19 protein-coding genes are annotated in these 20,475 nt (G+C 37.8%); 10 read left to right on the forward strand and 9 right to left on the reverse strand.

Annotated features, from left to right (window positions below; all coding sequences use genetic code 11):
• Positions 1–357: 357 nt before the first annotated feature.
• Positions 358–789 carry an Hsp20/alpha crystallin family protein gene (locus B2X33_RS05090; RefSeq protein WP_296019579.1) on the forward strand — a complete coding sequence of 144 codons (432 nt, stop codon included), beginning with the start codon at positions 358–360 and terminating at the stop codon, positions 787–789.
• A 75-nt stretch (positions 790–864) separates the two neighbouring features.
• Here B2X33_RS05090 and B2X33_RS05095 read toward each other — a convergent pair whose 3' ends face one another.
• The 3 genes from B2X33_RS05095 to B2X33_RS05105 all read right to left on the reverse strand — a co-directional run bounded on the left by B2X33_RS05095 (position 865) and on the right by B2X33_RS05105 (position 2,245).
• Positions 865–1,401: a hypothetical protein gene (locus B2X33_RS05095; RefSeq protein WP_296668106.1), complete on the reverse strand. Its 537-nt coding sequence runs from the start codon at positions 1,399–1,401 to the stop codon at positions 865–867.
• Positions 1,398–1,802 carry a hypothetical protein gene (locus B2X33_RS05100; RefSeq protein ID WP_296668107.1) on the reverse strand — a complete coding sequence of 135 codons (405 nt, stop codon included), beginning with the start codon at positions 1,800–1,802 and terminating at the stop codon, positions 1,398–1,400. Before B2X33_RS05100 ends, B2X33_RS05095 begins: the two co-directional genes overlap by 4 nt.
• Before the next feature lie 158 nt (positions 1,803–1,960).
• Positions 1,961–2,245, reverse strand: coding sequence for a TRL domain-containing protein (locus B2X33_RS05105; RefSeq protein WP_296019571.1), 285 nt, complete (start codon positions 2,243–2,245; stop codon positions 1,961–1,963).
• 362 nt (positions 2,246–2,607) lie between these two features.
• Here B2X33_RS05105 and B2X33_RS05110 point away from each other — a divergent pair, with 362 nt between their 5' ends.
• The 6 genes from B2X33_RS05110 to B2X33_RS05135 all read left to right on the forward strand — a co-directional run bounded on the left by B2X33_RS05110 (position 2,608) and on the right by B2X33_RS05135 (position 9,002).
• Positions 2,608–2,799, forward strand: coding sequence for a hypothetical protein (locus tag B2X33_RS05110; RefSeq protein ID WP_296019568.1), 192 nt, complete (start codon positions 2,608–2,610; stop codon positions 2,797–2,799).
• Between the two features lie 159 nt (positions 2,800–2,958).
• Positions 2,959–3,750 carry a DNA methyltransferase gene (locus B2X33_RS05115; protein WP_296668108.1) on the forward strand — a complete coding sequence of 264 codons (792 nt, stop codon included), beginning with the start codon at positions 2,959–2,961 and terminating at the stop codon, positions 3,748–3,750.
• A gap of 2 nt (positions 3,751–3,752) precedes the next feature.
• The gene (locus B2X33_RS05120; protein WP_296668109.1) at positions 3,753–4,442 is read left to right on the forward strand and encodes an NlaIII/IceA1 family type II restriction endonuclease; all 690 of its coding nucleotides are present in this window, start codon (positions 3,753–3,755) and stop codon (positions 4,440–4,442) included.
• Positions 4,439–5,617 (forward strand): hypothetical protein, encoded by a 1,179-nt coding sequence (locus B2X33_RS05125; RefSeq protein WP_296668110.1) that lies wholly within the window; start codon positions 4,439–4,441, stop codon positions 5,615–5,617. Before B2X33_RS05120 ends, B2X33_RS05125 begins: the two co-directional genes overlap by 4 nt.
• Entirely contained in the window at positions 5,614–6,615 is a 1,002-nt protein-coding gene (locus B2X33_RS05130; RefSeq protein ID WP_296668111.1) for a DNA adenine methylase, read from the forward strand. Before B2X33_RS05125 ends, B2X33_RS05130 begins: the two co-directional genes overlap by 4 nt.
• 215 nt (positions 6,616–6,830) lie before the next feature.
• Positions 6,831–9,002, forward strand: coding sequence for a radical SAM protein (locus B2X33_RS05135; protein WP_296668112.1), 2,172 nt, complete (start codon positions 6,831–6,833; stop codon positions 9,000–9,002).
• On the opposite strand, the gene B2X33_RS05140 is transcribed toward B2X33_RS05135, so the two are convergent.
• Positions 9,003–9,797: a hypothetical protein gene (locus B2X33_RS05140; RefSeq protein ID WP_296668113.1), complete on the reverse strand. Its 795-nt coding sequence runs from the start codon at positions 9,795–9,797 to the stop codon at positions 9,003–9,005.
• 345 nt (positions 9,798–10,142) lie between these two features.
• Here B2X33_RS05140 and B2X33_RS05145 point away from each other — a divergent pair, with 345 nt between their 5' ends.
• Positions 10,143–10,865: a TMEM165/GDT1 family protein gene (locus B2X33_RS05145; RefSeq protein WP_296668114.1), complete on the forward strand. Its 723-nt coding sequence runs from the start codon at positions 10,143–10,145 to the stop codon at positions 10,863–10,865.
• Positions 10,866–10,955: 90 nt separating this feature from the next.
• On the opposite strand, the gene ettA is transcribed toward B2X33_RS05145, so the two are convergent.
• The 3 genes from ettA to argC form a co-directional block, all read right to left on the reverse strand.
• Positions 10,956–12,719: an energy-dependent translational throttle protein EttA gene (ettA, locus tag B2X33_RS05150; protein WP_277292441.1), complete on the reverse strand. Its 1,764-nt coding sequence runs from the start codon at positions 12,717–12,719 to the stop codon at positions 10,956–10,958.
• 105 nt (positions 12,720–12,824) lie between these two features.
• Complete coding sequence (locus B2X33_RS05155; protein ID WP_296668115.1) at positions 12,825–13,943, reverse strand: ABC transporter ATP-binding protein; 1,119 nt, start codon at positions 13,941–13,943, stop codon at positions 12,825–12,827.
• Between the two features lie 179 nt (positions 13,944–14,122).
• Positions 14,123–15,082, reverse strand: coding sequence for an N-acetyl-gamma-glutamyl-phosphate reductase (argC, locus tag B2X33_RS05160; protein WP_296668116.1), 960 nt, complete (start codon positions 15,080–15,082; stop codon positions 14,123–14,125).
• A gap of 247 nt (positions 15,083–15,329) precedes the next feature.
• Here argC and B2X33_RS05165 point away from each other — a divergent pair, with 247 nt between their 5' ends.
• Positions 15,330–16,739 (forward strand): OmpA family protein, encoded by a 1,410-nt coding sequence (locus B2X33_RS05165; RefSeq protein WP_296668117.1) that lies wholly within the window; start codon positions 15,330–15,332, stop codon positions 16,737–16,739.
• Between the two features lie 14 nt (positions 16,740–16,753).
• On the opposite strand, the gene B2X33_RS05170 is transcribed toward B2X33_RS05165, so the two are convergent.
• Positions 16,754–17,530: a hypothetical protein gene (locus B2X33_RS05170; protein WP_296019533.1), complete on the reverse strand. Its 777-nt coding sequence runs from the start codon at positions 17,528–17,530 to the stop codon at positions 16,754–16,756.
• A 319-nt stretch (positions 17,531–17,849) separates the two neighbouring features.
• Between B2X33_RS05170 and B2X33_RS05175 the strand changes: the two genes are divergently transcribed.
• Positions 17,850–19,517, forward strand: coding sequence for a Na/Pi cotransporter family protein (locus B2X33_RS05175; protein ID WP_296668118.1), 1,668 nt, complete (start codon positions 17,850–17,852; stop codon positions 19,515–19,517).
• 61 nt (positions 19,518–19,578) lie between these two features.
• Here B2X33_RS05175 and B2X33_RS05180 read toward each other — a convergent pair.
• A partial coding sequence (locus B2X33_RS05180; protein ID WP_296668119.1) for an NAD(P)(+) transhydrogenase (Re/Si-specific) subunit beta occupies positions 19,579–20,475 on the reverse strand: 897 nt, incomplete at its 5' end.

Genomic DNA, 20,475 nt, shown 5'->3' on the forward strand with positions numbered 1-20,475 from the left:
CGAAAAAAAGACGGGTTTTGCGGAAGCAAAAGCCGCAGCATGCGAAGCATGCAAGCATCCGGGCTGCAAGCGCACACGAAAACTGTATCAAAATTACCCGAATTTTCAAAAAAAATTGCAAAAAAGCGGACAAAAGTGCTCAAAAAATTGCATTTGTTCAGAAAACTGTCCAAAATCTGCCTGTCAAAAAATGAAAAACCGAAAATTTGCGGTTTTTACAGTTTATTTTTTTCAAAAAATTCGTTCTCAGACTGAAAAAATGCTTTTTTATTTAAGATTTTTAACTTGGCACACTTTTTGCTTATAGATATATGAAAGCTAGAAAAAACTAAGTTTTCAAAACTTTGGAGGTAATGTATGAACGATTTAGCACTTTTTAATGACTTGTTTAATGATTTTGGAGATGACGGTTATACAATGCCGGCATTTAGTTACAAAAAAATGTTCCATATGCCAAAGGTAGACGTAAAGGAAAATAAAGAAAACTATACTTTGACAATGGATATGCCTGGCAAAACAGACAAAGACGTTGACATTGAATTGAACCAGAATGTTTTGACAGTTTCTTCTAAAGACGAAGTTAAAAAAGAAGAAAAATCAGACAAAAAAGACGAAGCAAAATGGCTCATTCGTGAACGCACAGTTTCATCATTCAAGAGAAGTTTTACACTCCCAGATGATGTAGACAGCGAAAAATTGACAGCCAACGTAAAAAATGGCGTTTTGACAGTTTCAATGCCAAGAAAAGCTCTTGCGCAGCCAAAACACATTGCAATTACCAATGCATAAGCTTATAAAAGCTAGGCGTTAATTAAAATGAAAGCATCCGTTTTTAAGAAATCTTGCTTAGAACGGATGCTTTTTTTAGTTTAAATTATTCTTTTCTATTTTTTTTAATATAATTTTTTGATTGTCAGCAAAAGTCAGAATTAGTTCTTTTTTATCTTGAGAGAATTCAAAATTTAATTTAATCGGAATTATTTTTTCAAAGTCTTGAATTTCATCATTTTGAATTTGATAATAAGGCTCTAAAATCAAAAATGACTTTTTTATAAAAAAATCTCCGCCGTCGGTTTGACTTTTTTGTGCAAAAGATTTTAACTTTTCTGTGGAGAAATTTTTTGGAGCTTTTGCTTTATCAAGATTAATTTTTGAAATTTTGTTTTGTATATGTTTTTTAAAAGTTCCATTTTCGGTAAAAATAAATACCATTTTGCTTTCTGTATAAATACTGGCAAATAAAGTTTTTGGATTTTCTGGTTCTCTAAATAAATCGGATTTTAAAGTAGAAAAATTTTCCCAATAACCAAAAAAATCCTTTTTTGAAAAATTTTCTTTTTCGCAGGAAAAAATGAGACTAAGAAAAATAAATAAAATCGAGAGTTTTATAATTTTTTTCATAAGTATTTGTTTAAAAGTAAAAGTTTTTTATTCAATTTTTTACCATTAAATGCAGCAATAGTTTCGTTTTTGGAGTTTTTAATATTTATCGACTTAATTCCTTTTGAAATAAGATGAGTCATTTGCTCTGGAGAAATAAGTGATTCGAGTCTTACCATTATATCTTTTTTGACAGGCTCGATATAAAGTAACTCTTTCTGAGAGAGAACTATTTTTTCGGAATCCGTTTCTAGTGAAATTTCTAAATTAAGAATTTGCTGTTTAGAGAGATTTTTTACGCAGAGTGAAATTTTTATCGAAGTTGGAGCGCAAAACCCTTCGTTATTAAGAAACGAGGTTGTGTCGATAGAAAAATCGGGAATCAATTTGTTTTGGTATTTGCAAGGAGTTGTAAATACCATTTGTGAATTATTTTTTGAAGGAAAATCTAATACAGAAGAATTTGTTTTACAGCAAAAAAATGTACAACAGAATAAAAGAATAAAATATATTTTTTTCATATTAAGACAAATAACCTTGAAAAACTAGAATTTTTCTAGTTTTTCAAGGTAAAAAAAATTTAGTTGCCAGTTACAATTGTTGTGTGACCATAGTAAAAACCCAAATAATTGAAAGTCTTTAAGTCAACTGTTGAAATTTTTGTAATTCCAGCTTTTTTTGCTGCATCGGCAATACCGTAATCTCCGCCACCAATTGGAATAATACCAAAAAGGTATCCAGCAGTATTTGTTCCTACTTTTGCACCAAGCTCATTTGAAGTTGCACATACTGGTGCTACAGATGTACATCCGATAAATGCTGATGCTGAAACGATTAAAGCAAGAAGCAAAGCAATTTTTTTCATAAAAACCCCCTGAAAAAAAACTATTCAATTTTACCCCCCCCCAGTATTTTGTCAATACGCATATGTATAGCTTTTAAATTTATGTAAAATTTGAATTGATTTCAAAAATTTTTAAAATTATACTAGTTAACCTGAATGTCGAGTTAAAAAAACAGATTACTGAATTGTCGTTCCTATGCTAACGAGGTTGTCATTGCCGTGCTTGACAGCGCGATGTTTGCATAGCAAGCTCGGTTAGCAATCTACTGAAAATTTCCAACGGGATTATCGGGATGGGCAAGCCTGATAATGATAGTAAATTATAAAACTCAAAATTTGGGCTATTTTTTAATAAGTTAATAATGTAAAATAAGGTTAAACTTATGGCGAATGGAATTGAAGATTTAAAAGAAAAAAATAAAGATTGTGAGTTGAACAAAATTAAACCGCATGAATTTACGCAGTGGACGAATTTTCAGGGCAGGGAAGATGCGGAAATGCTGGAAGAAAAATCTGCCGGCTGGAGCGCTCTAAAAAGCTCTAAAGGTGATTATGACGTCTGGGATGAAGATTGAATTTTTGCATAGTATTTTCATTGCGGCTAGAAATTTATAAAAAAGGGAGGAGCCCCTCCCTCGCTCCAACCCTGCGGTTTTCCGCTACCCACCCAGCGGGGCCACCCCGCAACGCCCCAAGCCATAGAAAAAAAAGGAAAAATAGCTTAGATTAAAGAGATGATAAATGACGAAACCGACTGGAAAAATTCTGATATAAATGTCGATTCTCTTTGGTTTATTCAAAAGCGTGATTCTTTTGGCAAGCATGAAAATAATTATCATGGAAATTTTGTTCCGCAAATCCCATATCAGCTTGTAAAACGTTACACTCATAAAAATGACACCGTTTTAGAGCTTTTTGCAGGAAGCGGAACAACGCTTTTTGAATGTGAACGGCTTGGACGCAATTATATCGGATTTGATATAAACCAATCGATGATTGATTTGGTTTATCAAAAAATGGCTGATACTCAGAACATTCATTTTGCTATTAATAATTGTGATGTTTGTGATACTTTGAAAATGGCTGAATGTATGTCGCAAAGTTTTAAATGGTGCGAAAACGAAACACAAAATGTTGATTTTTTGATTGCGCATCCGCCTTATATGGACATTGTAAAATTTACTGGTAAAGAAGAAGATTTGTCTTCAATTTCTGATTTGAACTTATTTTTGGAAAAATTCACGCTTGCTATGCAGAACGGCTTGAAATTCCTAAAAAAAGATAAGTATTTTGCGGTTGTAATCGGTGATGTCTATAAAAAATCGGAAGTTGTTCCACTTGGTTTTTATGTAATGAATGCAATTAAAAAGAATTTTGAGGCAAAATTGAAAGGCGTTATCGTTAAAAATATTGAAGGAAACCGCGGAAAAATAGGCGCACAAGGAATTTGGCGTTATAGGGCAATGCGGAGCGATTATTATTTGTTTAAGCACGAATATATTTTTGTTTTCAAAAAGGAATTCTGATTATGTCAAAGAAAACTCAAATTGAACTGTTTTTGGAATTAGCAGAACCTGATGAAAACGGAGTTAGCCGTTGGGTGGCGAAAACAGAATTTGTAGGAAAGTATGCGGACTTAATGTTTCAAAATGGCTGGTCCTGGGGAAGAAGCGATGGCGCACTGGCGAAAAAATTTGTTCTTGAAAGATTTCCAGAATATGGAGCAATAGAAAAAGTCAGGACGGCTGGCTTTAACACAGAGAATTCATTCAGTCAAAATATCCGTAGTGATATAAAAAATTTTTACAAAGATAAAAATTGCGTTATGCTTGGTGTTCACGGTACATCAGTAAATACTCGAATTGAGGTTGACCACAAAGACGGCAGAAAAAATGATATGCGTGTTTCGGATATGGCAACTCAAAAGCTGGAAGATTTTCAGCCGCTATGTAAGGCAGCGAATGATGTAAAAAGGCAAATCTGCAAAAATTGTAAAGCAACAGATAAAAGGTGGGATGCGAAAAACCTTCTCGGAAATCCATATTCTTTTTATAAAGGTGATGAAAATTATTCAAAAGAGTTAGGCTGTGTCGGTTGCTATCAATATGACCCTGTTGAATATAGAAAAGAATCTGCAAAAAGAATTGCAAAAGAAGCAAGCGAAAATACAACTGAGTTCATAATGAAAAAACTTTACGGAGATAATGTAGAAAAATGACAACACATGTTTTTATTGTTGATGACAACACTTTTAAATACCACCTTGAGTATATGTTTGCAGGAACTGGTGCAAATGCAAAAAAAATAGGAAAAGTAAAACAGGAATATGTTATTGATTTTAATAACAGTTCTGAAACTACTTTGTATGAAAGGGAAAAACAGGCTGCTGAAAAAATGCTTGTCGGCATGATGGCCGATGGTTGCCGTGTAAGAAAAGATGATTTAATAATTTTTTATTTGGTTGAAAAACAAAATGGACACGAAGGAATGTTTTTTGGAGTTTTTCAAGCAGCAGAAGATGGAATCTTTCTTGATAATTTTGATGAAAATCAATTTTTGTATAAAGAACTAAAAAAATCACTGACTTTTAGGCTAAAAATCAAGCCTTATCAAGTTTATGCAAAAGGTGTGACAGAATGGGAAGCTCTTGATGAAATAAAAAATATATGTTCACCGTATCAAATGCTTTGGAGTTTGATTTACAGAAAATTGAAGGGAAATCGTGGTAATACAATGATTACGACTTATGAGTCAAAAAGACTAATTTCTCTAATCAGACAGAAAAATAAAAATCAGACTTTAAATTTTTGTGATTACACTTTTGATGGAAGAAATATCATAGAAGGTGAAAATCATAAGGAATATGCAGGCAGAACTGAAAAAATAAATATTTCGCCAAGACTGCTGGCGAAAGCAGGAAAGAAACAAGCGTTTGAAGCACATCTTCAAATGTACATAACTCAAAATATTGGAAGAGGAACAAACAAATCTTTGGACAAGGCTTTAAATGCAGAAGAAAACATTGAGTGGATTGGAAACGAAGTTTCCTGCGGTTTGGGGTTGCAAAGAATAGACGTAATGATTTCTAAAACAATAAATGAAAATCAGAAAATTGTTATGCCTATAGAGTTAAAAGCAGTTGCGGCAAGTTTTGACAATACACGCCAGCTAGGGCGTTATGTTGAATGGATAAAGCAGTATTATGTTCCGAATAGTCCTGAAAGCGATATTCAGCCAATTCTAATTTGTTTAAAAGGCAAGAAGTTGTCAGATGATTTGAAAAATGAATTTAAACGTTTTAATCAGGAAAGCAATGTTCTTCCATTAAGATATATTGAATATGAGATTTTAGAAAATAATTTGGTTTTTAAAACCGTGGACTATCAAAAATGAACTATATCGGCTCAAAATTAAAACTTTGCCAGCATTTTCTGCCGGAAACAATAAAATCTGTTTGCGGAGCAGACCTTTCTCAGAAAATATTCTGCGATATTTTTGCAGGAACAGGAATTGTCGGGCGAACGTTTAAGACATCTGTTCATAAAGTCATTTCGAATGACATTGAATATTACAGCTATGTTTTAAATAAAAATTATATTGAAAATCACCGTTCGCTTGAAAATTCAGAGCTGTTTGTGTCTGAATTAAATGGACTTTCTCCTTGTGCAGACGGATTTATTTATAAAAATTATTGTCTTGGCGGAAATGGAGAAAGACAATATTTTTCTGATGAGAACGGTAAAAAAATCGATTCAATCCGTATAAAAATTGAAGAATGGAAAAACAATGGAAAAATAAACAAAAGTATGTATTATTTTCTCCTTGCAAGTCTTTTGGAGAGTGCTGACAAGGTGGCAAATACTGCAAGTGTTTATGGCGCATATCTGAAAAATCTGAAAAAATCTGCCCAAAAACAAATTGTTTTAGAATCAGCTGATTTTGAACTTAATGATAACGAGCATGAGGTTTTTAAGTCTGATGCAAATGAATTGATAACTAGAATTTCAGGTGATATTTTATATCTTGATCCTCCTTATAACTCGCGTCAATATGGAGCAAATTATCATCTCTTGAATACGATAGCTGAATACAAGCCATTTGTTCCAAAAGGAAAAACAGGACTTCGCGAATATACTCGCTCAAAATATTGCTCAGTTTCGAGTGTAAAAGAAGAATTTGAAAGCTTAATAAAAAATGCAAATTTTAAATATATCTTTCTTTCCTATAATAATGAAGGCTTAATGAGCGTGGGAGAAGTTCAGAGAATTATGCAGAAATACGGACGCTATGATTTGGCCCAGACTGATTATCAGCGTTTTAAGGCCGATTCAAACCGTTTTAATAAAGCTGAATCGACTGTAGAATATCTGCATATTTTGGAGAAAGATTAACTTGAAAAAACATTTTTTCGGCAGAATTAATTTTCTGTTAAAATATTGCTATAAAAAATAATTTGAGATATTATCAATTTTATAGAGAGCCTAAAAAGTTCTCTGGTTATTTAATTCTCAGTGGCTCGCAGATTTAGATCTGGGGCTTTTTTTTTGCTGTTGAGGCGGTTTTTGAGTAATTTCTTTCATTTTGATAAATGTGTTAAAATGTTTTTATGAATGTTTTGATTCTTCAGCCTCCAGTCATGCAGCTTAATACTGCTTATCCTAGCGGAGCGTATCTTTCTGATTTTTTTAAGCGTGAAAACTGCCTGACTAAGTGGGTGGATTTAAATATAGAACTTTTTTATTCAATTTTCTGTAAATCCGGGCTGGAAAAAATTTTTGAGCTTTCTGAACAAAATGCTTTAAAACTTGCCCAAAAAGCTGAAAATTCTGGTGATGAAAATACTGCCTTTAACTTGCGCAGATATGTCTGTCAGAAAAAAAATTGGATTGATTGGATTGACCGGATTGTTCAAATTTTGTGCGGAAAAGTTTTTGAAAGCGCCCATGCCTTTGTTTTTGGAGCGCATGTTCCTCGTGGAAACCGAATGGAAAATTTTCTGGCAAATCTCGATCACGATTTAACGACCGACGATGCACGAAGCCTTGCAAGTTTTGCGCTGGTTGATTTTGCGGATTTTATAAATGTTGCTTTTGACAGAAATTTTAGTCTTGTCCGTTACGCGGAAAGTCTTACGATAAGCGAATCTATTTTTAGCGAAATCGAAAAAGGTGCTGACAGCCCGATTTTAAAAGAATTTTATGTTCCTCTTTTGGAAAAAAAAGTTGTTCCAGAAATTGAAAAAATACTTTCTGAGGCAAAATCTGTCGAAAAAGACGAAAAAATTCTTGTCTGCGTAAGCATTCCTTTTCCGGGAGTTTTTGCCGCAGCCTTGGCTACTGGAAAATTTTTAAAACAAAGATATTCAGAAAAAATTTTTGTAAGTTTTGGCGGTGGTTTTGTTAATACGGAACTTCGCGAGACAAAAGAAAAATCTCTGATAAAGTATTGCGATGCGATTAGTTATGACCGCGGATATGCTTCTTATAAAAAGTTGCTGGAAATTTTAAAAACAGAGCAAAAAGCGGAAGAAATTTATAATTTTCGTCAGTTTGTTTTGAGAAATGATTCTTGCGGAACGGAAAGCGTCCAAATTTTGGAACCAGCAAAACCAGATTCTCAAGAACTGAATTATGAAATTCAAATGACAAAATCCGTAATTCCTGACTTTACGGACATTGATTTTTCAAAATATCCGCGTTTGATTGACGACACAAACCCAATGCATCGTCTTTGGTCGGACGGAGCGTGGATAAAAGCATATATGGCTCATGGCTGTTATTGGCATAAATGCGCATTTTGCGATGTTACTTTGGATTATGTAAAAAGTTTTTGTATGACGGATATTAAGCTGTTGTACAAAGGACTTTTAAAACAATGCACAGAAAAAAATATTTTTGGAATTCATTTTGTTGACGAAGCTATGCCGCCTGCTGCAATGGTTGCATTTGCAAAAGAAAATATTGCTCACGGTTCGCCTTTGAGCTGGTGGGGAAATATTCGCTTTGAAAAAAACTTTACTCGCGATATTGCAGATTTTTTGGCTTATGGCGGTTTGGTCGGTGTTAGTGCCGGGCTCGAAAGTGCTACAGGAAACGGACTGAACGCGATTCACAAAGGTACGGATTTGGAATCGATTGTCGGAGCATGCTGTGCTTTTAAGGAAGCTGGCATTTTGGTTCATGCCTATATGATTTTTGGATACTGGTTTGAAAAACCATTGGACTTAATGAATTCGATGGAAACTCTTCGGCAATTCTATGCAAACGGTCTTTTGGACAGTTGTTTTTGGCATAAATTTGTTTTGACCAGACATTCGCGGGTTTACGATGAATGGAAAAAAGGACTGCATCCAGAATTAAAGGTTCTTGCTGAAAAAAATATTCCTTTGTTTGCAAAAAATGGTTTGCATTTTGAAGGCGAAAAATCTTCCGAAAAATATGCCCAGGCACTGGAATTTTCGCTTGATGAGTGGATGCACGGCAGAAATTTAGAAAAACCGGTTTATAAATGGTTTGGTTTTAATGTTCCAAAGCCAGATGTTGGCTCAGACTTTATTCAAAAAATGATTGAAAAATATGAAAAAAAGCGCGATTTGGAATTTTCAAAGCCTCTTCCAGAAAATAAAGAAAAAATTTTCTGGCTTGGCGGTGAAAAAATTCTTGTAAAGACAAAACACGGTCAAAAACTGCGCTGGTTTTATATGGGCGAAATGCAGGAAGCAAATGCTGATTCTGACGAAAAAACTATGCGCGGACGAGGATTGTGCGTTTTGCCGTAATTAACCGTTGAGAGAAATATGAAAAGAAAGTCCGAGTTCTGTATTTGAAAAGACATAGGATTTTTTATGTAAAAATTTTGAATCCGCATTCAAGCCATTTTTAAAAGCCAAAAAAAGCGTGACTGCGACTGGTTTTGTGTCAAAAATTGCTTCTGCTCCGTAATTTAAATAAAGATACGGCTCTATGTGCTGGTTTTCGTTGAACAGGAGCGGAGCGAACGAAAAATAATAGTTGTGTCTGATTGATTTTGAAATTTTTGTGTTGTATTCAAGCCCGACACAAAAAGCGTTGAATTTAAAAGTGTCGTCTTTTGCGGTAGAAAAACTTTTTGCGTAAGAATAATTGTAGAAAGAATAACCAAAAAATGGAATAAAAGTTCCTTTGTAAATTCTAACTGAAGGCAGAAGATATTGAACATCAACTTCGATACAGCGCAAAAGTTCGTTGAGCTGTTCGTTTGAGTGGTTAAAATCCGGATTGTCCGACCATAGAATGAATTTGTGTTCCGTAAGACCTAAATTCATCTGCGCTTTAAGCATAGGAATTTTTTCTAAATATGCGTGATATAAAATTCCGTAGAAAAAAAGAACTTCCTTTTTGATTGAGGCAGAATTGGATTCTTTTGACATTATTGAGTTATTTAGCGTCTGAAAACCCATTGTTGTTTCAAAAGTCCAGTCGATTCCTTCAATCGGCGAGATATGTTTTACCGCCGCAGAAAAACTGTCAAAAATGCAGAAAAAAATGAGAAAAATTAAAACTGTGATTTTCTTTTCGTTTCTTTTAATTTTCATGACGGTTTATGGCTTATATTGAAGTATTTTAGAAAAATGGACGGACTAATGCAATAATGTGAATTTTATTTGATAAAAAACAGTTGTTTTAGACTAACTTTTTTTAAATTCACCTAACAAAAATAATTTTGCTATAGTTTGAATATAAATTACCCGTGAGGGAGTAGCAGACTTATTTTTAAGTAGAAAGTCAACATACTGGTTTTACCTGGCTTTCTTTAATTTGCGAGACTCATGCGCAGAAAAAATGGGAATTCTGTGCATGCGTCATAAAATTGTAGATTTTGACCTGTGCAGTTTTGCTCAGGTCTTTTTTTTGCTTATTTTAATTTTTTGGAGAAAAAGATGGAAAATCTTTTGGCGGTGTTCTTTACGGTTATGATTACGGATTTTGTTGCTGAATTTGGCGATAAAACTCAGTTGCTTTTGATTGGAATGACTTCAAAATATAAAATCCGTGACATTGTTCTTGGAACTTTGGCAGCTGTTTTTGTTTTGAACGGAATTGCAGTTTTTATTGGCGGAGCATTGAACGAGCTTTTGAATTCATTTTTGTGGGCTGTAAAATTTGCAGCTGCCGCCGCTTTTATTTATTTTGCCGTAACGACTTTAAAATCGGACAATGATGAAGACGAAGAAGAAAGCGGAAGTAAAATAAAATTTGCTCCGCTGGCTGTTTTTTGTACTTTTTTTGTTGCTGAACTTGGCGACAAAACTCAACTGACCGCAGTAACTTTTGGCGCAAATTACGGGTTGAGCAAAGTTTTTGTCATTTGGTTTGCGTGCTCAATTGGACTTTTTGCCGCCGATATAATCGGAATGTTAATTGGCTACCTTTTAAAAACAAAGGCTCCGGAAGGAGTTTTGAAAATTCTTTCGTTTGTTTTGTTTGCCGGATTTGGAATTTTTACGGTTTATCAAGGATTGTCGCTTTTGCAGGAAAGTCTTGCGGTAAAAGGTTCGGGCGCGGTTATTCCGGTTTGGTTTGTTCTGGCAGTTGTTGCTGTTGTTTTTGCAGGACTTTGTATTTTGCAGCTAAAATTGAATAAAAGCTCAAAGGTGAAATAATTTTTTAAGAAAGCAAAAGTTTTTTTAATTGCAATTTTTTGAAAAAAAAGCTCTGGTTTTTTAGCCAGGGCTTTTTTAGTTTTGAATGTTTTATCGCGTAAGTTTGCGGTACACCGTTTTGTGCGGAACTTCATCATCAATTCCGAGAACGGTCTTTTTCCATTCAACGTATTCAGACCAGTTTCCTTCAAAGAAGTGAATGTCCGAATTGTTTTCAAACGCAAGAATGTGGGTTGCAACGCGGTCTAGGAAGTAACGGTCGTGGCTTACTACAAGCACAACTCCGGCAAAACTGTTGATTGCTTCTTCGAGAGAGCGGGTTGTCGAAATGTCCAAATCGTTTGTAGGTTCGTCTAAAAGAAGAACGTTTCCTGCTTCTTTGAACATAAGTCCCATATTTAGGCGGTTTTTTTCTCCGCCGGAAAGAACGCTGATTTTTTTGTTTTGTTCAGCAGAATTAAAATTGAACCATGAACAGTAAGCGTGGGCGTTTACTTCGCGAACTGCGCCGTTAAGAGGGCGGCCTTTTTCGTCTACGGCACCAAGTTTTACAAGGTCGCTTCCGCCGCTCAAAGTTTCGTAAATTGTTTTGTTTGGATCGAGCTTTGAGCGCATCTGATCTACATAAACCAATTTTACGGTTTCGCCGATTTTGATTTTTCCAGAATCAGGAAGTTCCTTTCCTGTTGTTCCGTCAGGCAATTCAATATCTTGTCCAGCGGCGCTTGCAATCATTTTGAAGAGAGTTGTTTTTCCTGCGCCGTTTGGACCGACAATTCCAACAACCGCTCCGGCAGGGATATGGAAGTCGAGGTTTTCAAAAAGAAGCTTGTCGCCAAAAGATTTAGTCAATTTTTCAGCATCAATTACAACGTTTCCGAGGCGTGGACCTGCTGGAATAGAAATCTGGCTGTCTTTAAGCTGAATTCGTTTTGATTCTTCGGCAAGAAGAGCTTCGTATTTTGTAATGTGCTCCTTGTGTTTTGCCTGACGGCCTTTTGCTCCTGCGTGAATCCATTCCAATTCTTCTTTCATTTCGCGCTGACGAACGCTTGCTTGTTTTTCTTCAAGTTCAAGACGCTTTTGTTTTGCTTCGAGCCATTCAGAATAGTTTCCTTTGAACGGATAACCTTCGCCCCGATCCATTTCCAAAATCCAGCCGGCAACATTGTCCAAGAAGTAACGGTCGTGAGTAATTGCAATAATTGTTCCTGGATAATCTTTTAAATGGCGTTCAAGCCATGCGACAGTTTCTGCATCGAGATGGTTTGTAGGTTCGTCCAAAAGCAGAATGTCCGGTTTTTGCAAAAGAAGTCGGCACAAAGCAACACGGCGGCGTTCTCCTCCAGAAAGGACATCGACAATCTGGTCAGGCGGAGGGCAGCGGAGTGCGTCCATTGCAAGTTCAAGATTATTGTCCAGATTCCAGGCATCTGCGGCATCGAGTTTTTCCTGAATTTCGGCCTGGCGTGCGCAAAGTTTGTCAAAATCAGCGTCAGGATCGCCAAAAGCTTCGTTAACTTTATCAAATTCTTCAAGAAGGTCTGTAATCGGCTTAACGCCTTCTTTTACTACTTCAAGAACAGTTTTTCCTGGTTCAAGATAAGGTTCCTGCTCAAGATAACCCATTGAATAACCCGGCAAAAGTTGAGTTTCGCCAGTGTAATCTTTATCAATTCCTGCAAAAATCTTAAAAAGCGAAGACTTACCGGCACCGTTTTCACCGATAACACCAATTTTAGCGCCGTAGTAATAAGAAATCGAAATGTCTTTAAGAACTACTTTTGTGCCGTAAGCGCGACTAACGCGGTCCATGGTATAAATGATTTTTTTGTCGTCGAATGTTTTAGCCATAAAATTAGTATAGCAGAAGTTTGCTTTTAGTTATAGACACCGGCAAATTTGTGTAAGTTTGCATAAAAAAACCAGCCTTTCGGCTGGTCTGCATATATGGTTAAATTACCATGTTTTTTCAATTTCTGGTTCGCAGATGTTGATTTCTGTGTCAAGATCAAAGAACTTGCATTTGTCCATTCTTGGAACAAAGTTTACTGTGTCGCCAAGCTTTGGATTTACTGAAGGGTGGCATTTTGCAACAACCTTTGTATTCTGAATTTGTACAAAAACGTGTGTTTCTGCGCCGAGCGGTTCTTTGTTTGTAACTTTTACAGAAATATTGTTTTCTGCTGCCGGAGCATCCTGATAAATGAGGTCTTCTGGGCGAACGCCGAACCATACTTCTTTTCCAACATAAGCCTTAAGGTGTTTTTGCTGAGTTTCTGTTGGAACGAGTTTGAATGTTCCTTCGTTTGCTACAACTTTATCACCGTTTGCTTCAATATTTACTTTGAAGAAGTTCATTGGAGGAGTTCCGATAAATCCAGCAACGAATTTGTTAATCGGGTGATTGTAAAGATAAAGCGGAGCACCAATCTGCTGAATGCGTTTTTCTGACATTACAACGATTTTTGTACCCATTGTCATAGCTTCAATCTGGTCGTGTGTTACATAAATCATTGTTGCCTGAAGACGGCTGTGGAGGGCAGAAATTTCTGCACGCATCTGAACACGGAGTTTTGCGTCAAGGTTAGAAAGCGGCTCGTCAAACAAGAATACTTTTGGAGAACGAACGATTGCACGTCCTACAGCGACACGCTGGCGCTGGCCGCCGGAAAGAGCCTTTGGTTTGCGGTCGAGATATGTATCGAGGTCAAGAATTTTCGAAGCTTCGCGAACACGGCGGTCGATTTCTTCTTTGTCAATTTTGCGGATTTTAAGACCATAAGCCATGTTGTCGTAAACTGTCATATGTGGATAAAGAGCATAATCCTGGAAAACCATGGCAATGTTGCGGTCTCTTGGCGGAACATCGTTCATAACTTCGCCATCAATTAAAAGCTGACCGCCAGTAATGTCTTCAAGACCGGCAATCATGCGGAGAGTTGTAGATTTACCACAACCAGACGGACCTACGAATACACAAAATTCGCGGTCTTCAATTGTTACATTAGATCTTTCTACAGCAAGAACGTTGCCGTCGTAGATTTTTGTAATACCTTTAAGTTCAATCTTAGCCATTTAATCCTCTTAACAGTAATAAATTAAAAAATTACTTTTATTATAATAACATTTAATAAGTATCAAAATCAATAATCTGAGTGCTCAAAACACTTTAAAACGCGGTTTTTTATATGGACGAAGTTAACCGTCTAACCGGCTTTTCGTGGCTGCGGTCCTTCGGACTTGCTTTGCAACCACTACAATCCGGCGTAAGTTAAGCCTGTAGACTCGTCAATTCCCATCATAATATTCATGCACTGAACGGCGGCGCCGCTTGCTCCTTTGCCCAAATTGTCAAAGCGGCTTGTAAGAACCAGCCTTTCGTCGTTGCCGCAGACAAAAATCTGCATGCTGTTTGTTCCGGCGAGTGTGTTTGCAGGAATAAAATTTTCTGTAAGTGTGCCTTCGCCCAAAAATTCTGCGCATTTTACAAAACGGCTGGAATTGTAGTGTTCCTTAAAAAGTTCTGTAAGCTGCTGGCCGTTGAGTTTTTTTTGCATAAGTCTTGTAAAAAGGCTTACAGTTACGGTCATGCCTTCAAAATAATCGCAGACATAAGGGTTAAAAATCGGCTTGTATGCAAGTCCGCTGATTTTTTGCATTTCTGGAAGGTGTTTGTGTTCCTGTGTGAGCGCATAAAGACGCGGAGACTTTAATTCTGGATTGCGGTCTGGAGATTCGTACTGGCCGATTGCTTTTTTTCCTGCTCCCGAGTATCCCGACACTGCATGGCAGACAACCGGATAATCCGGAGAAATTATTCCATTTTTGATAAGCGGATAAACGAGAGAAATAAAACCGGAAGCATAGCAGCCTGGAACTGCAACCCTGTTTGAAGTTTCGATTTTCTGTCGATGTTCCTTTGAAAGTTCTGGAAAACCGTAAGCCCAATCTGGATTTGTGCGGTGAGCTGTTGAAGCGTCCAAAATACGGGTTTTTGGGTTTGTGCAAAGATTTGCGGCCTCGATTGCGGCTGCGTCCGGCAGGCAGAGAAACGTAAAGTCGGACGCGTTTATCATTTTTGCGCGTTCTTGGGGATCCTTGCGTTTTTCCTCATCGATTAAAAGAATTTCAATGTCGCTGCGTTTTTCGAATCGTTCATAAATTTTAAGACCGGTTGTGCCGTCTTTGCCGTCAATAAAAACTTTGTAAGCCATTTTTTTGTCTCCAAAATTATTTGCGTTAGGGGTTGGAGTGGCCGCGAAGCGGGTGCAAAGCACCGGTAGCCACGGAAGACCCGGCGGAGATGTCCAAAAAAAAACTCAAATAGATTTTCGGGTCAAGCCCGAAAATGACAGAAAAGATACTTTTTGGACATCTCCGCAACGCCCAGATTCTTTAAATATATATTTTTTGACCGATAATTACGATATGAAACACAGAACTTTTTGGATATTTTTTTTGATGGCTCTTTTTGCGGCGTCTGATACCGGAATTTTTGCTCAGGCGCAGGCTGTAAAATTGCATTATTCGGGAAAAGGCGGATATTCGCTTGTGGAACGGACAAATTTGCGCCGTTATGTGAACGGAAAATATGTCGGTTTGACGAGCAGGGAAGTTCGTTCTTTTGTAAGTCCGAGCGAGCCTCCGTTAATGCGTTTTAAGGCAAAAGGTTCTGTTTACGAAAATGACCAGTGGTATGACGGAAGTTTTTATGTAATGGAAGAAACTTTGCGTAATTCTCAGGCTGCCGGAGCAGGGATTCACGAAGCTGTTCAGTCGGTTTTTCATATTTCTAAAAACGGGCAGCTTACAATGTACAAGGATAACGGTTATCCGAGTTTTAGGAGTTTTCCGGCTTATACTGCGGACAAGGTGAATGTCGGAGAAAGCTGGAAGGCTGTGGCGGAACGTTCGGTTGATCCGCTCAATAAAGGCATTTTTACAAAAATTCCGATGCAGGTTCTTTATACTTTTTCTGGCGCAGAAACTTATAGAGGACAGGCGGTTTATAGAATCAAGGCAATCTGGCAGACTTATTATGACGCGCAAAACCGCGATTTTGGAGGGGATTCTTCGCTGCAAAAGGCTCGTGGAGGGCACAAGGCGGATATTATTGTTTTGCAGGAAACCGGCGAGCCGATTTTGACTATTGATAATGTTGACGAGACTTTTTTTTGGATTGATGGGACCCAGGTAAATTTTAAAGGAACGATTACGCTTTTTACTGAATTTCTGCCGGCGTTTGACTCTCAGAGAATTATGGCGGCTTTAAACCGCGTAGCGACGGTTAAGAACGGAAAAAACGGAATGGACAAAAATTTCTCTGGAACGGAAAAATCAGTTTCTGTCGGAACTGTGGCTGGTTCTGGAAAATTGGCAGTTCCGGACAAAAAACTTTCGGCTGAAAAGTCTGAAAAAGTTGCATCTGCTGGAAAAACTGAAAAATCGCTGTCAAAAACTGGACTAAGCGCAGAAAAAATTGATGACGTTTTGCCAAAAAACAATATTGTTGCGGAAGAAGTTTCGGCAGGAATCCGTCTGAGTATTCGTGACATAAAATTTGCTCCGGACAGTGCGCAGATTTTGTCTGGCGAAAGCAAGCGGCTTGACGAAATTGCAGAGGTCTTGAAAATGGCTCCGAATGCGCAGTTTTTGGTGGAAGGCCATACTGCAAGCGTTGGAAAACCAGCTGGCGAACAAAAACTTTCTGAGCAGCGCGCTTGCAAAATTGCGGAAGAACTCAAGGCGCGCGGTGTAAAGGCTGGAACGTTTATTTGCCGCGGCTTTGGCGGAACAAAACCTGTTGCTTCTAACGAAACAGACGAAGGCAGGGCGCAAAACCGTCGTGTTGAAATTACGATTTTAAAATAAAACTTGGCTTTGAATTACGAAAAATTCCAGATTTCGTTTTTGTGAATTGTTCCTAGAGCGTGTGCTGCCTGAACTATGTTTTGATTATTTTGAGCATGCATAAAGTTTTTGAGGTCGATCGAAAAACGGTTCATTGAAAAATGCTGAAATACAAAGACTTTTTGCCATTCTTCTGGAGCGGAACTGTAAGTTTTTTTGAGCTCGTTTTTGTATTCGGTAAAAATGCCGTTCTTTTTGAGCTCGCTGTAGCCGACAAGAAAAATTTCCGGTTTTTCGGCTTCGGTTTGCGCGGCGCGGCAGAGAGAAATATGAAGTTCTGCGGTTTTTTGGGCCATGTAAACTTGGCTTTCTAAAATCAGGTTTTGGATTTTTTTGTTGCCTTCGCTCAAAAGAAATTTTATGTGCTTGGTTTTTGCTGTGTGAACTGGCGTTTTATTTAAGATTATTGCGTTTTTGCGGAAATCTGTATTGAATTCGGGATTTTTTTGAAAAAAACTTGCCGCGATTTTTCCGCTTTGGCCGACAAGATATTTTTGATTTTTGGACAACTGCTCGTCTTTTCCGGGATTGTCGCCGATTACAATCAGCCGAATCTGGCTTTGTTCTGTAATTTCGTCGAGAGCGGTGTTGTAAACGACTGGATTTTCGAGAGAATAATCTGGAGTGTCTTTTTGCGCTGCGTTTTTTTGAAGTGGAATCAGAATTGAAGAAAATTCTTCTGAAATTTTTTTGCAGTAAGAGCGAAAATCGTTGCGAAAATTTAAAAAAATATTGAATTGTTCGGCTGTCATTTTTTTATGATAACGAGAATTTTGAATTTTGTGTATTGGCGGATAAATTGAAAGGCAATAAACCGAAAAAGTAAATTTTACGCCGGATGCGGCGGCCAAAGTTGCCGAAAGGCAATGAGCGCGAGCGAAGCCGGAGCAGCCGGTTTTTGGATAAAACTTACGGAAAAGGCGAGGCAAAACTTTGAAAAAAAATGCCGTCCAAAATAAAATAAGATTAAGAAGTTGAAACTTGTCTGTTTTTTTGTGAATTACCTATCTTTTTTATTAAAAATTGGTTAGAATGTGGCGAGTTTTGTTATTTTTTAGTAAGTAGTTTTTTATGGTTTTGAACATTTTTGCTCAGGTTTTTGGTTTTGTTGGCTCGCTGTGCCTTTTGCTTTTTGGAATGAATATGCTTTCCGACGGAATTCAGAAAGGCGCGGGAAGTAATTTACAGAAGCTGCTTGGAAAAATTGCAGGAAACAGATTTACGGCGGTTTTGACTGGAATTGGTGTTACGGCGATTATTCAGTCGTCTGGCGCTACTACCGTAATGGTTGTGAGTTTTGTCAATGCGGAAATGCTCACGCTCAAACAGGCAATTGGCGTAATTTTTGGCGCAAATATTGGCACGACCGTTACCGCCTGGATTGTTTCGCTTTTTGGATTTAGTTTTTCGATTGCTGATGCGGCAATTCCTCTTTTTGGAATTGGCTTCCTTTTAAAACGCATGAAAAAATTCAAGATCCACAATTTTGCAGATTGTTTTATGGGATTTGCAATTTTGTTTATGGGGCTTGACCTTCTTCAGAAAACGTTGACCTTGAGTTCTGAATCGGCGGCTGTTTTGCAGCATCTTACGAATTTGGGAATTGGCGGACTTTTGCTCGGTGTATTTATCGGAGCGGCGGTTACGGCTCTTATACATTCGTCTTCTGCTATGACGGCGATTGTTCTTACGATGGCGGCAAATAACTTTTTAACTTGGGAACTTTCGGCTGCCTTGGTTTTGGGAAGCAATATCGGTTCAACGATTGATGCTGTTATGTCGGCTTTTGGAGCTACGACTAATGCAAAACGTACGGCGCTTGTGCATGTTATGTTCAATGTTATGGGAACTGTAATTGTTCTGTGCTTCTTTAAGCCTTTCTTAAGTCTTGTTGATATGATTGTTCCTGGAACTCCAGCTTCAAATATTACAACTCATATTGCAATGCTCCATACGATTTTTAACGTTTGTTCTACATTGATTTTCCTTCCTTTTGTCGATCAGATTGCATTTCTTGCAACTAAAATTATTAAAACCACTCCAGAAGAAAATAATTCGCATTATAGATTTCCGGCAATTTTGCCTAACAGCCACGTTTCGGCAGATGTTTACCTTTTTCAGATTCAGAAAGAAATTTCAAAAATGTCTGCAAAAATAATGGAAATGTTCGATATTATTTCGAATACTCTTGCGAGCGCAGGCAAAAATCCTCAGGAAGTTGAGGTTGAAAAGTCGGTTGATTTGGTTCAGCAGCTGGAAGAATATATTGACGAAATGAACGAAGCAATCACTCATTTTTTGCAGCATGTTTCTCGTCTGCCGAATGCAAACCACGAAGACAGAGTTCATTTTTCGCGGTTGATGACAATTACAGATACGCTTGAAAACTTGAGCGATGAAAATTCTTCGATAATGTACACGCTCAAAAAGTACATTGAAAGCGAAAGTTTTAATTTTGTTTCTGACCAGACAAAAAAAATCTGTGGCTATCTTGAATCGGTTCGCCTTTTCTATGAACGAGTTTGCGTAAACTTTACGATTGGCATGACAGGTGAACAAAAATATGAATACGAAAAGCTTGAAAACGAAATTGACCGTACAAAGAAGAACTTAAAATACGAAAGCCGCAAGCGAATTGAATCTGGAAGCGATGTAAAAGCAGAGCTTGCTTATATCGATCTAGTAAGAAAAATCGAAAAAGCCGGCGACTGCATCTACACAATAGTTCAAGCTATTTAAAAAAAGTCCGCAAAAAAATGCGGACTTTTTTTTGCGGACACAAGTAAAATCAATTCAAATTTTATTCAGAAAATTCCGCAACAAGCTGCGTTATAGTCTGCTTTGCGTCTCCGTAAATCATTACAGTGTTGTCGTTTGTGAAAAGCGGATTCTCAATTCCCGAAAATCCTGTTCCTTTTCCGCGCTTCAAGACAAAAACCGTGCGCGCCTCGTAAGCGTTCACAATCGGCATTCCGTAAAGAGGGCTGTCAGGGTCGTTCACCGCGCTCGGATTCACAACATCGTTCGCGCCGATTACGATTGCAACATCGACATTTCCCATCTGAGGATTTATTTCATCGGCTGTTTTTAGCTGCTCGTACGGAACATTCGCTTCCGCAAGAAGAACATTCATATGTCCAGGCATTCGGCCCGCAACCGGGTGAATCGCAAAGTTCACTTCCGCGCCGTTCGCCTCGAGCTTGTCGCAAAGCTCCTTGACCGCATGCTGCGCCTGAGCAACCGCCATTCCGTAGCCCGGAACAATCACAACATTTTTCGCAGCCTCAAGAATCAGATAAGCGTCATCGACAGAAATAGCCTTCGGCTCTTTTGCAGGACCAGCCGCGCCTTTTTTCTTTGAGCCGCCGAAACTCTTGAACAAGAGGCTTCCAAAGGTTCGGTTCATCGCCTTGCACATAATCAATGTCAAAATCAATCCCGAAGCCCCGACAAGACAGCCAGAAACAACAAGAACCGTATTGTTGATTGCAAATCCGGCAAAAGCCGCCGCAAGACCAGAAAGCGCGTTCAAGAACGAGATGATTACAGGCATATCGCCGCCGCCGATTGGAATCACCATCGTAAATCCGAGAATTATGAACGCGGCAGTCGAGACAACGATTCCGGCAAATTCAATGTTCTGAAAACCAAAAACATTCTCTTTAGAAAAGAACGAATACGCGGCAATTCCGGCAAG

Source organism: Treponema sp. UBA785 (assembly GCF_002297065.1).
Classification (GTDB): domain Bacteria; phylum Spirochaetota; class Spirochaetia; order Treponematales; family Treponemataceae; genus Treponema_D.